This is a genomic window from Escherichia sp. MOD1-EC6842 (assembly GCF_002965705.1).
Lineage (GTDB): Bacteria > Pseudomonadota > Gammaproteobacteria > Enterobacterales > Enterobacteriaceae > Escherichia > Escherichia ruysiae.
The window spans coordinates 253,968-266,850 of record NZ_PTRF01000003.1; the positions used below are offsets into that span (position 1 = coordinate 253,968).

14 protein-coding genes are annotated in these 12,883 nt (G+C 51.4%); 9 read left to right on the forward strand and 5 right to left on the reverse strand.

Annotated elements, in window-relative coordinates; translation table 11 throughout:
• Positions 1-32 precede the first annotated feature (32 nt).
• From A7Z29_RS05485 to queD, 4 genes are all read right to left on the reverse strand, one after another.
• Positions 33-608, reverse strand: coding sequence for a glycerol-3-phosphate responsive antiterminator (locus tag A7Z29_RS05485; protein ID WP_001130277.1), 576 nt, complete (start codon positions 606-608; stop codon positions 33-35).
• A gap of 16 nt (positions 609-624) precedes the next feature.
• Entirely contained in the window at positions 625-885 is a 261-nt protein-coding gene (locus A7Z29_RS05490) for a ferredoxin family protein (protein WP_000109515.1), read from the reverse strand.
• Positions 876-2,147, reverse strand: coding sequence for an FAD-dependent oxidoreductase (locus tag A7Z29_RS05495; RefSeq protein WP_105289906.1), 1,272 nt, complete (start codon positions 2,145-2,147; stop codon positions 876-878). Before A7Z29_RS05495 ends, A7Z29_RS05490 begins: the two co-directional genes overlap by 10 nt.
• Positions 2,148-2,224: 77 nt before the next feature.
• The gene (queD, locus tag A7Z29_RS05500) at positions 2,225-2,590 is read right to left on the reverse strand and encodes a 6-carboxytetrahydropterin synthase QueD (protein ID WP_016159619.1); all 366 of its coding nucleotides are present in this window, start codon (positions 2,588-2,590) and stop codon (positions 2,225-2,227) included.
• 315 nt (positions 2,591-2,905) lie between these two features.
• Between queD and cysJ the strand changes: the two genes are divergently transcribed.
• From cysJ to A7Z29_RS05525, 4 genes are all read left to right on the forward strand, one after another.
• On the forward strand, positions 2,906-4,705 hold the full coding sequence (gene cysJ / locus A7Z29_RS05505) for an NADPH-dependent assimilatory sulfite reductase flavoprotein subunit (protein WP_105289907.1): 1,800 nt from the start codon (positions 2,906-2,908) through the stop codon (positions 4,703-4,705).
• On the forward strand, positions 4,705-6,417 hold the full coding sequence (cysI, locus tag A7Z29_RS05510; RefSeq protein WP_001290645.1) for an assimilatory sulfite reductase (NADPH) hemoprotein subunit: 1,713 nt from the start codon (positions 4,705-4,707) through the stop codon (positions 6,415-6,417). Before cysJ ends, cysI begins: the two co-directional genes overlap by 1 nt.
• A gap of 73 nt (positions 6,418-6,490) precedes the next feature.
• Complete coding sequence (gene cysH, locus A7Z29_RS05515; protein WP_105289908.1) at positions 6,491-7,225, forward strand: phosphoadenosine phosphosulfate reductase; 735 nt, start codon at positions 6,491-6,493, stop codon at positions 7,223-7,225.
• Between the two features lie 265 nt (positions 7,226-7,490).
• Positions 7,491-7,643, forward strand: a complete 153-nt coding sequence (locus A7Z29_RS05525; protein ID WP_000956459.1) for a Hok/Gef family protein — start codon at positions 7,491-7,493, stop codon at positions 7,641-7,643.
• Positions 7,644-7,767: 124 nt separating this feature from the next.
• Here A7Z29_RS05525 and iap read toward each other — a convergent pair whose 3' ends face one another.
• Complete coding sequence (iap, locus tag A7Z29_RS05530; protein WP_085461085.1) at positions 7,768-8,805, reverse strand: alkaline phosphatase isozyme conversion aminopeptidase; 1,038 nt, start codon at positions 8,803-8,805, stop codon at positions 7,768-7,770.
• A gap of 251 nt (positions 8,806-9,056) precedes the next feature.
• Between iap and cysD the strand changes: the two genes are divergently transcribed.
• The 5 genes from cysD to ftsB all read left to right on the forward strand — a co-directional run bounded on the left by cysD (position 9,057) and on the right by ftsB (position 12,877).
• Positions 9,057-9,965 carry a sulfate adenylyltransferase subunit CysD gene (gene cysD / locus A7Z29_RS05535; protein ID WP_000372392.1) on the forward strand — a complete coding sequence of 303 codons (909 nt, stop codon included), beginning with the start codon at positions 9,057-9,059 and terminating at the stop codon, positions 9,963-9,965.
• A 1-nt stretch (position 9,966) separates the two neighbouring features.
• On the forward strand, positions 9,967-11,394 hold the full coding sequence (gene cysN, locus A7Z29_RS05540) for a sulfate adenylyltransferase subunit CysN (RefSeq protein WP_105289909.1): 1,428 nt from the start codon (positions 9,967-9,969) through the stop codon (positions 11,392-11,394).
• Entirely contained in the window at positions 11,394-11,999 is a 606-nt protein-coding gene (cysC, locus tag A7Z29_RS05545; protein WP_001173681.1) for an adenylyl-sulfate kinase, read from the forward strand. Before cysN ends, cysC begins: the two co-directional genes overlap by 1 nt.
• A gap of 49 nt (positions 12,000-12,048) precedes the next feature.
• The gene (locus tag A7Z29_RS05550) at positions 12,049-12,372 is read left to right on the forward strand and encodes a DUF3561 family protein (RefSeq protein WP_001246104.1); all 324 of its coding nucleotides are present in this window, start codon (positions 12,049-12,051) and stop codon (positions 12,370-12,372) included.
• 193 nt (positions 12,373-12,565) lie between these two features.
• A complete protein-coding gene (ftsB, locus tag A7Z29_RS05555; protein ID WP_000517479.1) occupies positions 12,566-12,877 on the forward strand; it encodes a cell division protein FtsB in 312 nt (103 codons plus the stop codon).
• Positions 12,878-12,883: the final 6 nt, after the last annotated feature.

Sequence of the window (12,883 nt, forward strand, 5' to 3'; positions counted from 1 at the left end):
TAAACCACACAAATTCCGTTACGATAATCCCGTTAAAGCAATTTTTTCGCTAACGTCCAGACGCTGGTATTGGTGGTCGAAAGCGCCACCACACCGGCGTCAATTGCATTGCGCGCATCTTCTTCATCGCACACCAGTCCGCCTGCAATCAGCGGCTGGCGGATTTTCTCCGTCACCCAGCCCAGTACTTTGGGCATACAGCCAGGCAGGATCTCAATGCAATCCGGGTTCGATTGCGCAACCTGCTTATCAATATTGTGAAACGAAATTGAATCAACAATAAACAGGCGATGAATACAGAAAAAACCTTCCGCTCTTGCCGCTTTTAGCATCGATGCTTTGGTGCTGATAATTCCATCCGCCTCGGTCACCAGTTTCAGAAACTGAATGACGACCTCTTTATTTGACGCTCCTTCCAGCAAATCGACATGAATAAAGGCATATTTCCCGGCGTTTTTAATCTTTTTGACGATTTGACTGATGGTGCAGATATTGCCGTACAACACGGAAATAAACTGGCATTCAGAATCAATGGCCAGTTGCAGACTGGCATTATCTTTAACGGCAGCAATCACCGGATTCTGGCGGAGCAGGTGTAAGAGGGGCATAAATTATCCTTATTATTTATCCAAAGCGGTAGGTGATGCCGAATCCGGAAGGCGGATAGCGCCACTGTTGTAGTGTTTTTTCATTGCACAGCAAACGGCAGGTGCCGCACTCCAGGCAGTTACGATAATCAACGCGCAAATCACCTTCCGGCGTGAGCGAAAAAAGACCTGCCGGGCAGGCGTTAATCAACCGTTCTGCCGTCTGGCGCTCAACGGAATCAGACGGAACAATATGCGGCGCATCAGCCGCGCGCCAGAGATTACGGGCTACAGACATCGCAGACTCCTGATAACATCGCCTGCCAGATGCCACAATCCGTGACGACGTAAATGACGCCAGAATAACTGGCGCAGCAGTGGAACAGGTTTATCACCCTGATCCCATAAATCACGGGAAATATCCTGCATTAACGCTGGCCATTTCCGATACCAGCCAGGGCGGTGTAAAAGCGCCGGAACATGCTGATAACGTTGTAGAACATCCCACAGCAGGCTACGTTCTACGTTGTGATGATAAAGCGGAAAAAGATTTTGCGGCTCGCGGTGCTGGCAGGCGCTAATCAGCGTTTGCGCTGCTGCCTGCGCACCAGTCAGCGCCATGTCCATGCCGCGCACTGAAATTCCAGTATTGACGCAACTGCGTAATGCATCGCCCACCAGCAACCAGCCGTTACCAGCGTATTGCACCGGCATACTGTGCAGGCCACCTTCTGGCACCAGATGCGCGCCATACTCCAGCGATTCCGTGTTTTTGATAAGCGGGCGCACTGCCGGATGTGTTTTAAAACGAGCTAACAGCTCGCTTGCTGGAACACAGCTTTGTGCAAGGGAAGAGAGCGGGCAAACAATCCCAACTGAAAGCGTTTGTTGATTGGTATAAAGAAAGGCGCCGCCGGGCAAGTCATCACAGATTTCGCCGCTAAACAATAGCGCCGCACCTTCGTTATTCTCCAGATGAAAACGTTCTTCGATAATGGATCTTTCAAGCGACAGAACTTCTTTGATTCCCAACGCCATCGCTTCGCTAGCAGGGCGGGTAACTAACCCATGACGTTCTGCCAGTACGCTATTGGCACCTTCCGCCAGCACCACATAACGAGCGCGGAGAATATCGTCACCACAAATAACGCCACATACTCTGCCGTTTTCTATATGTAGCGCATCCACCGTCGCGCCAGGGATGCACTCGACACCTTCTTTTTCGGCTTCAGCCACCAGCCACGGATCGAAGCGAGCGCGTAAGACACTCCAGGATTCACCGCCAGGCTGTAAGCTGGAAAATGTCGTTGCGCCATCCGGCGTTAGCAGAGAAAGGCTTTCGTGAGTGATGCGTCGCTCAAGGGGCGCGGTCAGGTTAAATTGGGGGAGGAGTTCCGCGAGTGCATGGGTATATAGCCGTCCGCCGGAAAGATTTTTGCTGCCAGGGATTTCAGCGCGTTCCAGTAACAGAACGGATAAGCCCGCTCGCGCGCAGCGTAACGCACAAGCGGTGCCCGCAATGCCGGCACCGATAATAATAATGTCGCAGTCGTCTTCCATGTCGTGCCCCATATATCCAGAGCGCAACACCCTAACATAGCGTTACTTAAGCGAAATTGACCGCCGACACACTCTTATCATTCGCCGCGATAGATGCAACCTGCGGTGCAGGTTTCTTTCACCATAACCGCACTTAACAACGGAACAACCGGTTTAACCTGATCCCAAATCCATTTTGCTAAAACCTCGCTGGTCGGGTTTTCCAGGCCAGGAATATCATTGAGATAATAGTGATCGAGGCGATCATAGGTTGGTTTAAATGCCGCTTTCAGTTCAGCGAAATCGATAATCCAGCCCGTATGCGGATCGACTTCCCCGGTAATTTCCAGGCGCACCATAAAAGAGTGCCCGTGAAGGCGACCACATTTATGCCCTTGTGGGACGTGTGGCAAGCGGTGAGCGGCTTCGAAGGTGAAATCTTTAAATAACGTGGTGGACATCATAATTTCTCTACAGGACGACAAAACGGGCGTAGAGTACCGGAAAGCCTGTTTTTTCGCATTATCTAAAATGGGTTTGTTGCGCAAAATAGCCTAATTATCTTAATGATGGTCGATATTTATTTAATTTTCATTGGGTTAATAAATCTATTTTGTTGTTAAAGACTATTGCTAAAACAGGTTAGTCGATTTGGTTATTAGTTATCGCTATCCCGTCTTTAATCCACACCGTTCGCCCCGTTAACCTTACCTTCTCTTTTGTTTTATGGGCGCAGACAGGGCGCAGAAACAGCTTTGCTTACTGGAACATAACGACGAATGACGACACAGGCCCCACCTTCCGCTTTGCTTCCGCTGAACCCGGAGCAACTGGCTCGCCTCCAGGCAGCCACTACTGATTTGACACCTACCCAGCTTGCGTGGGTATCCGGCTATTTCTGGGGAATACTTAACCAGCAGCCAGGTACACTTGCAGCTACACCTGCGCCTGGCGCAGAAATGCCGGGTATCACCATCATCTCCGCTTCGCAAACGGGTAATGCTCGCCGGGTCGCTGAAGCGTTACGTGACGACTTATTAGCGGCAAAACTGAACGTTAAGTTGGTGAACGCAGGCGACTATAAATTCAAACAAATCGCCAGTGAAAAACTGCTCATTGTGGTGACTTCAACACAAGGGGAAGGGGAACCGCCGGAAGAAGCCGTCGCGCTGCATAAGTTCCTGTTCTCCAAAAAAGCGCCGAAGCTGGAAAATACCGCTTTTGCCGTGTTTAGCCTTGGTGACACCTCTTATGAGTTTTTCTGCCAGTCCGGTAAAGATTTTGACAGCAAGCTGGCGGAACTGGGCGGTGAGCGCCTGCTCGACCGTGTTGATGCTGACGTTGAATATCAGGCAGCCGCCATCGAATGGCGCGCCCGCGTGGTTGATGTTCTGAAGTCCCGCGCGCCTGTTGCGGCACCTTCGCAATCTGTCGCTACTGGCGCGGTAAATGAAATTCACACCAGCCCGTATAGCAAAGAAGCGCCGCTGGTGGCGAGCCTTTCGGTTAACCAGAAAATTACCGGACGCAATTCTGAAAAAGACGTTCGCCATATCGAGATCGATTTAGGTGATTCAGGCCTGCACTATCAGCCGGGCGACGCGCTGGGCGTCTGGTATCAGAACGATCCGGCACTGGTAAAAGAGATTGTTGAATTGCTGTGGTTGAAAGGCGATGAGCCTGTCACTGTTGATGGCAAAACGCTACCGCTGGCAGAAGCCTTACAGTGGCATTTTGAACTGACCGTCAACACCGCGAATATTGTTGAGAACTACGCCACTTTAACGCGCAGTGAAACGCTGCTGCCGCTGGTGGGCGATAAAGCGAAGTTGCAGCATTACGCGGCAACCACGCCAATTGTCGATATGTTGCGTTTCTCTCCGGCACAACTGGACGCTGATGCATTCATCGGTATTTTGCGCCCGTTGACGCCGCGCTTATATTCCATCGCCTCATCGCAGGCGGAAGTCGAGAGCGAAGTGCACATCACCGTCGGCGTTGTGCGTTATGACGTGGAAGGTCGCGCCCGTGCGGGTGGTGCCTCCAGCTTCCTCGCCGATCGCGTGGAAGAAGAGGGCGAAGTTCGGGTGTTTATCGAACATAACGACAACTTCCGTTTGCCTGCTAATCCGGAAACGCCGGTGATTATGATTGGCCCCGGTACGGGCATCGCGCCGTTCCGCGCCTTTATGCAGCAGCGTGCCGCCGACGAAGCGCCGGGTAAAAACTGGCTGTTCTTTGGTAATCCGCACTTTACGGAAGATTTCCTCTATCAGGTGGAATGGCAGCGTTACGTCAAAGAAGGCGTGCTGACGCGTATCGATCTCGCCTGGTCGCGCGATCAAAAAGAAAAAATTTACGTACAAGACAAACTGCGCGAACAGGGCGCAGAGCTGTGGCGCTGGATCAATGACGGTGCCCACATTTATGTCTGCGGCGACGCCAATCGCATGGCGAAAGACGTTGAACAGGCACTTCTGGAAGTGATTGCCGAATTTGGTGGCATGGACACCGAAGCGGCGGATGAATTTTTAAGTGAGCTGCGCGTTGAGCGCCGTTATCAGCGAGATGTCTACTAATGAGCGAAAAACATCCAGGGCCTTTAGTGGTCGAAGGTAAACTGGCAGACGCGGAGCGCATGAAGCTTGAGAGCAACTATCTGCGCGGCACGATTGCTGAAGATTTAAACGACGGCCTGACCGGCGGCTTTAAAGGCGACAACTTTCTGCTGATCCGTTTCCACGGTATGTATCAGCAGGATGACCGCGATATCCGCGCTGAGCGTGCCGAGCAGAAGCTGGAACCACGTCACGCGATGATGCTGCGCTGCCGTCTTCCTGGTGGAGTGATCACCACCAGACAATGGCAGGCGATTGATAAATTTGCTGAAGACAACACGATTTACGGCAGCATTCGTCTGACCAACCGCCAGACGTTCCAGTTCCACGGCATTCTGAAAAAGAACGTCAAGCCGGCACACCAGATGCTGCACTCGGTCGGGCTTGATGCGCTGGCAACCGCCAACGACATGAACCGTAACGTGCTTTGCACCTCGAACCCGTTTGAATCGCAGCTGCACGCGGAAGCGTATGAATGGGCGAAGAAAATTTCTGAGCACCTGCTGCCACGTACTCGTGCATATGCGGAGATTTGGCTCGATCAGGAGAAAGTCGCTACCACTGATGAAGAACCGATCCTCGGTCAGACCTATTTACCGCGTAAGTTTAAAACGACGGTAGTGATCCCGCCGCAGAACGACATCGATCTGCACGCCAATGACATGAACTTTGTGGCAATAGCGGAGAACGGCAAGCTGGTAGGCTTCAATCTGCTGGTGGGCGGTGGGCTGTCTATCGAACACGGTAACAAAAAAACCTACGCCCGCACCGCGAGCGAGTTTGGTTATCTGCCGCTGGAGCATACGCTGGCGGTGGCGGAAGCCGTCGTGACGACTCAGCGTGACTGGGGTAATCGAACCGATCGTAAAAATGCCAAAACCAAATACACGCTGGAACGTGTGGGTGTTGAGACGTTTAAAGCGGAAGTGGAACGTCGCGCGGGGATCAAGTTCGAACCGATCCGTCCGTATGAGTTCACCGGACGCGGCGATCGCATCGGCTGGGTTAAAGGCATTGATGATAACTGGCACCTGACGCTGTTTATCGAAAATGGTCGCATCCTTGATTATCCGGGGCGTCCGTTGAAAACCGGTCTGCTGGAGATCGCGAAGATCCACAAAGGCGATTTCCGCATTACGGCGAACCAGAATCTGATCATCGCCGGTGTGCCGGAAAGCGAGAAAGCGAAGATCGAGAAGATCGCCAAAGAGAGCGGGTTAATGAATGTCGTCACGCCGCAGCGTGAAAACTCGATGGCCTGCGTGTCATTCCCGACTTGCCCGCTGGCAATGGCGGAAGCGGAGCGTTTCCTGCCGTCTTTTATCGACAACATCGATAATTTAATGGCGAAACATGGTGTCAGCGATGAGCATATCGTGATGCGTGTAACAGGCTGCCCGAACGGTTGTGGTCGCGCGATGCTGGCGGAAGTGGGCCTGGTGGGTAAAGCGCCGGGTCGCTACAACCTGCATCTTGGCGGCAACCGCATTGGGACACGTATCCCTCGGATGTATAAAGAAAACATCACCGAGCCGGAAATCCTGGCGTCGCTTGATGAACTGATAGGGCGCTGGGCGAAAGAGCGTGAAGCGGGTGAAGGCTTCGGCGACTTTACGGTGCGTGCGGGCATCATTCGCCCGGTGCTCGATCCGGCACGCGATTTGTGGGATTAACCATCAGCCCGGTCTTGTAGGCCTGATAAGACGCGTGAGCGTCGCATCAGGCAAGGCAAACAGTGAGGAATCTATGTCCAAACTCGATCTAAACGCCCTGAACGAACTACCGAAGGTAGAGCGCATTCTGGCGCTGGCGGAAACTAACGCCCAACTGGAAAAACTGGACGCTGAAGGCCGCGTTGCCTGGGCGCTGGATAATCTGCCCGGTGAATATGTGCTTTCTTCCAGCTTCGGTATCCAGGCGGCGGTCAGCTTGCATCTGGTGAACCTGATTCGCCCGGATATTCCGGTGATCCTCACCGATACCGGTTATCTGTTCCCGGAAACCTACCGCTTTATTGACGAGTTAACGGACAAACTCAAACTAAATCTGAAGGTCTACAGGGCAAAAGAAAGCGCCGCCTGGCAGGAAGCGCGCTACGGTAAACTGTGGGAGCAGGGCGTTGAAGGCATTGAAAAGTACAATGACATCAACAAAGTCGAACCGATGAACCGGGCGCTGAAAGAACTTAACGCGCAAACCTGGTTTGCTGGCCTGCGCCGCGAACAATCCGGCAGTCGCGCTAATTTGCCAGTGCTGGCTATCCAGCGTGGTGTATTTAAAGTCCTGCCGATTATCGACTGGGATAACCGAACTATTTATCAGTACCTGCAAAAACACGGTCTTAAATATCACCCATTGTGGGATGAAGGATATTTATCGGTCGGTGATACTCATACAACCCGTAAATGGGAACCCGGCATGGCGGAAGAAGAAACGCGTTTCTTTGGCTTAAAAAGGGAATGTGGATTACACGAAGGGTAAACGTTATCCGGATAAATTAAACGCCTCTGTCAGAAATGATGGGGGCGTTTTTATTTTGCGAGCAGCATTCCTTATTTTAAATGTGAACGCCGCAGGGAGAATCAACAGGTATAGAATGGTGTTGGGTGCTTGAGGCTGTCTGGCGTTAAGCATTCGCGAGGTTCCAGATGGACAAAAGCCCCAGGCGATATTTCTATCAACCTGAGGCCAGCGTTCGAACCTAAGCAATTCGGATGTTAGTCTCTTCTTTGCAGGGAGGCAAGACATGCTGACAAAATATGCCCTTGTGGCAATCATAGTGCTGTGTTTTACAGCATTGGGATTCACGCTGATGGTAGGCGACTCGTTGTGTGAGTTGAGTATCAGAGAACGTGGTATGGAGTTTAAGGCAGTTCTCGCTTACGAATCGAAGAAGTAGCCACCACGCGGGGGTAAAACCCCGCGTATTGGATTGTGATGGTTTGGTCTCCTGCACCCTTTTTTTACTCTGTTTCAGGTGGCGTTGATTTCCTGCAGGCACGGGAATAATCAGTTAAAACCCATCAAGACGCCTTCGCCAGCTCTTTCACTAGCGGTAGCATTATCCGCATTACATCACGGCAGCGGCGTTCTATTCTTCCAGGAAGTGCCTTATCAATATGCTGTTGATTATCCAGTCTTACATCATGCCAGCTAGTTCCCTCAGGGAATGCGGCTGTTTTTGCGCGTTGCTGATAACCATCTTTATTTCCCAGATTCCAGTTTGTTGCTTCTACCGAAAGTACGGCAATACCGGCTTTGTCGAAAACCTCGGCGTCATTACAACACCCAGTGCCTTTCGGATAATTTTTATTCAAACCCGGATTGGTCGTTGCGGCAATTCCGTGACTACGCGCAATTGCCAGTGCCCTGTCGCGCGTTAATTTCCTTACTGCTTCAGGGGTTTTTACACCGCTGTTGAAATACAATTTATCGCCAACAATTAAGTTATCGAGATTAATCACCAGCAGCGTATTTTTCTTTTCGGTGTCACTCATCCGCTTGAGTAAATTCTCAGCGCCTAATTTCCCTTCCTCTTCGCCACTGGTCGCCACAAATCGAATACCATACTCGGTAGGCGTATTTTTCAGGCGTTCTGCCAGTTCCAGCATGACACCTAAACCTGCGGCGTTATCATCCATTCCTTGTAACGTCAGCCCGCCGAGATTGGCATCGGCGTCAGCATCGCTCTGCGGGGCGTAGGTATCAAGATGCGCCATAATAATGATCTGCTGCGGCGCTTTGCCTTCATGAGCGGCAATCACCGTACTTCCCGTCACGTTATGCCAGTTTTTGCGATTATCGCGGGCGGTATAAATATATCGGCTATTAAATGTCCGAATATCACTGCGATAACCCATTTGCTGAAACTGTTGCTGAATATAATCGGCAGATAACATTTCTGCGGGGGTTCCGGTCATGCGTCCCGGAAAGAAAGTGGCAATATGTCGTGCCTGGGTATTAGCAAAATCGCCAGGTTTAGGTGACGAGGCGTGTACGGGGAGAATAAAGCATACGCCGAGCGCCAGGGCAGCGGTACGGTGGCGCAATGCGGAAAACATAGTGAGTCCTTAAATACCATGCAAATTTTTTTACCGCCATAGTATGAAACTGCCGCTGCGCTAAAACAATTTCAAATCTTCCTAAATGCCCGAAATCCGGAGCCTTAAGCACTTTTTGATATTAGCTTTGCCAAATCGTTATTCCGTTAAGGAACTACTCATTCTAATTGGTAATTTCATTCGTTCTCTTACGCTCCCTATAGTCGAAACATCTGATGGCAAGAAAATAGCGGTATTGCAAAGGAACGGTTATGGATCAAAAACGACTTACTCACCTGCGGCAACTGGAGGCGGAAAGTATCCACATTATTCGCGAGGTGGCGGCAGAATTTTCAAATCCGGTGATGCTCTACTCTATCGGTAAAGATTCCAGCGTCATGCTGCATCTGGCGCGCAAGGCGTTTTATCCAGGTACGCTGCCTTTCCCATTGCTGCATGTTGATACTGGCTGGAAATTCCGCGAGATGTATGAGTTCCGCGATCGCACAGCTAAAGCCTATGGCTGCGAACTGTTGGTACATAAAAATCCAGAAGGCGTGGCGATGGGGATTAATCCATTCGTGCACGGCAGCGCCAAACATACCGACATCATGAAAACTGAAGGCCTGAAACAGGCGCTGAACAAATACGGTTTTGATGCCGCCTTTGGTGGTGCACGCCGTGACGAAGAAAAATCCCGTGCTAAAGAGCGTATCTACTCTTTCCGTGACCGCTTTCATCGCTGGGATCCGAAAAATCAGCGTCCGGAGCTGTGGCATAACTACAACGGACAAATTAACAAAGGCGAAAGTATCCGCGTCTTTCCGCTCTCTAACTGGACTGAGCAGGATATCTGGCAATACATCTGGCTGGAAAATATCGACATTGTTCCGCTGTATCTCGCCGCTGAACGTCCGGTTCTGGAACGCGACGGTATGTTGATGATGATTGATGACAACCGTATCGACCTGCAACCCGGCGAAGTGATTAAAAAACGGATGGTGCGTTTCCGCACGCTGGGCTGCTGGCCGCTGACCGGTGCGGTGGAGTCAAATGCGCAAACACTGCCGGAGATCATCGAAGAAATGCTGGTTTCCACCACCAGTGAACGTCAGGGCCGCGTGATTGACCGCGACCAGGCGGGATCTATGGAGCTGAAAAAACGTCAGGGGTATTTTTAAGATGAACACCGCACTTGCACAACAAATCGCCAATGAAGGCGGCGTCGAAGCCTGGATGATCGCGCAACAACATAAAAGCCTGCTGCGTTTTCTGACCTGTGGCAGCGTTGATGACGGCAAAAGTACCCTGATTGGTCGTTTGCTGCACGATACCCGCCAAATCTACGAAGATCAGCTCTCATCGCTGCATAACGACAGTAAACGTCACGGCACTCAGGGCGAAAAACTGGATCTGGCATTGCTGGTGGATGGTCTGCAAGCCGAGCGCGAACAGGGCATCACTATCGATGTGGCATATCGCTATTTCTCCACCGAGAAGCGTAAATTTATTATCGCCGACACCCCAGGGCACGAGCAGTACACCCGCAATATGGCGACCGGCGCATCGACATGTGAGCTGGCGATCTTGCTGATCGACGCCCGAAAAGGCGTGCTCGATCAAACCCGTCGCCACAGTTTTATCTCCACGCTGTTGGGGATCAAACATCTGGTCGTGGCGATCAACAAAATGGATCTGGTGGATTACAGCGAAGAGACGTTCACCCGCATTCGTGAAGACTACCTGACTTTTGCGGAACAATTACCGGGCAATCTGGATATCCGCTTTGTGCCACTCTCCGCGCTGGAAGGCGATAACGTGGCTTCGCAAAGTGAAAGGATGCCGTGGTACAGCGGTTCGACATTGCTCGAAATGCTCGAAACCGTAGAGATCCAGCGAGTGGTGGATGCCCAGCCAATGCGCTTCCCGGTGCAGTACGTTAACCGCCCGAATCTTGATTTTCGTGGCTACGCCGGAACGCTGGCATCCGGTCGTGTGGAAGTCGGGCAACGAGTCAAAGTGTTGCCTTCGGGAGTGGAGTCAAACATTGCGCGGATCGTCACTTTTGATGGCGATCGCGAAGAAGCCTTTGCCGGAGAGGCGATCACTCTGGTGCTGACGGATGAGATCGACATCAGCCGTGGCGATCTGCTGCTGGCGGCAGACGAAGCATTACCGGCAGTGCAGAGCGCGTCGGTGGATGTGGTATGGATGGCGGAACAGCCGCTTTCCCCAGGGCAGAGTTACGACATCAAAATTGCCGGTAAGAAGACGCGTGCTCGTGTTGATGGCATTCGCTATCAGGTTGATATTAATAACCTTAACCAACATGAAGTTGAAAATTTACCGCTCAATGGCATTGGTCAGGTTGATCTCACCTTTGACGAGCCGTTGGTGTTAGATCGCTATCAGCAAAACCCTGTTACCGGTGGGCTGATTTTTATCGATCGCCTGAGCAACGTGACTGTTGGTGCCGGTATGGTGCATGAGCCGAAAAACGAGGCCGCCGTTGCGCCGTCGGAATTTAGCGCGTTCGAGCTGGAACTGAATGCGTTAGTGCGCCGCCATTTCCCTCACTGGGGCGCGCGCGATTTGCTGGGAGATAAATAATGGCGCTGCATGACGAAAACGTCGTCTGGCATAGCCATCCGGTCACTGTGCAACAACGCGAGCAACACCACGGTCATCGTGGTGTTGTGCTGTGGTTTACCGGTCTCTCCGGTTCCGGTAAATCAACGGTCGCCGGGGCGCTGGAGGAGGCGTTACATAAACTTGGTGTCAGTACGTATTTGCTGGACGGCGACAACGTTCGCCACGGTTTATGCAGCGATCTCGGTTTTAGCGATGCCGATCGTAAAGAAAATATCCGCCGCGTCGGTGAAGTGGCGAATTTAATGGTTGAAGCCGGACTGGTGGTGCTGACTGCGTTTATTTCACCACACCGCGCCGAACGCCAGATGGTTCGTGAACGTGTAGGAGAAGGGCGATTTATCGAAGTGTTTGTCGATACGCCGCTGGCGATTTGCGAAGCTCGCGATCCAAAAGGCTTATATAAGAAAGCGCGTGCCGGTGAACTGCGCAACTTTACCGGAATTGATTCGGTTTACGAAGCGCCTGAATCGGCAGAAATTCATCTCAATGGTGAACAATTAGTAACAAATTTGGTTCAGCAATTATTAGATCTACTGAGACAGAACGATATTATCAGATCCTGAGACACCACCGGGTTTCCATGCCCGGTTCGTCAAAGTAACAGGATCAAATATGCGTAATAGCCATAACATTACACTAACAAATAACGACAGCCTTACTGAGGATGAAGAAACCACATGGTCACTGCCTGGTGCCGTGGTCGGTTTTATCTCATGGTTATTTGCGCTGGCGATGCCGATGTTGATTTATGGCTCTAACACGCTGTTCTTCTTTATCTACACCTGGCCTTTCTTTCTGGCACTGATGCCTGTCGCGGTAGTGGTAGGTATTGCGCTGCATTCATTGATGGACGGAAAGCTACGCTACAGTATTGTTTTTACCCTGGTGACTGTAGGTATTATGTTTGGTGCACTGTTTATGTGGTTGTTGGGCTAATTTGTTCTTTCCCGTCTACTCTGTTCATAATTCAAACCGTAACCAATAATGAGATTATGTTCCGCACGCCCTGGGTATACGTAACAATGGACAAATGTGGTACATTTGCCCGCGTTGTCGCGGTATCCCCAACAGAGGATGTAGAGTCGTCTTCGGATGTATGGGATGAAGATGCCGTTTTTCAGGGGGCAGGATGGGTAAACTAACGCTGCTGTTGCTGGCTATTCTGGTCTGGCTACAGTATTCGCTGTGGTTCGGTAAGAACGGTATACATGACTATACCCGCGTCAATAATGATGTGGCGGCACAGCAAGCTACAAACGCGAAACTTAAAGCGCGAAACGATCAGCTTTTTGCCGAAATTGACGATCTCAATGGCGGTCAGGAGGCGCTCGAAGAACGAGCGCGTAATGAACTCAGCATGACCAGGCCGGGCGAAACTTTCTATCGTCTGGTGCCTGACGCGTCGAAACGCGCACAGTCTGCGGGGCAAAACAATCGATAAATCAGC

What these genes read in the sequence shown, in the direction of transcription:
- A7Z29_RS05485 (WP_001130277.1), bottom strand. Translation starts at nt 608, where the DNA reads ATGCCCCTCTTACACCTGCTCCGCCAGAATCCGGTGATTGCTGCCGTT.
- A7Z29_RS05490 (WP_000109515.1), bottom strand. Translation starts at nt 885, where the DNA reads ATGTCTGTAGCCCGTAATCTCTGGCGCGCGGCTGATGCGCCGCATATT.
- A7Z29_RS05495 (WP_105289906.1), bottom strand. Translation starts at nt 2,147, where the DNA reads ATGGAAGACGACTGCGACATTATTATTATCGGTGCCGGCATTGCGGGC.
- queD (WP_016159619.1), bottom strand. Translation starts at nt 2,590, where the DNA reads ATGATGTCCACCACGTTATTTAAAGATTTCACCTTCGAAGCCGCTCAC.
- cysJ (WP_105289907.1), top strand. Translation starts at nt 2,906, where the DNA reads ATGACGACACAGGCCCCACCTTCCGCTTTGCTTCCGCTGAACCCGGAG.
- cysI (WP_001290645.1), top strand. Translation starts at nt 4,705, where the DNA reads ATGAGCGAAAAACATCCAGGGCCTTTAGTGGTCGAAGGTAAACTGGCA.
- cysH (WP_105289908.1), top strand. Translation starts at nt 6,491, where the DNA reads ATGTCCAAACTCGATCTAAACGCCCTGAACGAACTACCGAAGGTAGAG.
- A7Z29_RS05525 (WP_000956459.1), top strand. Translation starts at nt 7,491, where the DNA reads ATGCTGACAAAATATGCCCTTGTGGCAATCATAGTGCTGTGTTTTACA.
- iap (WP_085461085.1), bottom strand. Translation starts at nt 8,805, where the DNA reads ATGTTTTCCGCATTGCGCCACCGTACCGCTGCCCTGGCGCTCGGCGTA.
- cysD (WP_000372392.1), top strand. Translation starts at nt 9,057, where the DNA reads ATGGATCAAAAACGACTTACTCACCTGCGGCAACTGGAGGCGGAAAGT.
- cysN (WP_105289909.1), top strand. Translation starts at nt 9,967, where the DNA reads ATGAACACCGCACTTGCACAACAAATCGCCAATGAAGGCGGCGTCGAA.
- cysC (WP_001173681.1), top strand. Translation starts at nt 11,394, where the DNA reads ATGGCGCTGCATGACGAAAACGTCGTCTGGCATAGCCATCCGGTCACT.
- A7Z29_RS05550 (WP_001246104.1), top strand. Translation starts at nt 12,049, where the DNA reads ATGCGTAATAGCCATAACATTACACTAACAAATAACGACAGCCTTACT.
- ftsB (WP_000517479.1), top strand. Translation starts at nt 12,566, where the DNA reads ATGGGTAAACTAACGCTGCTGTTGCTGGCTATTCTGGTCTGGCTACAG.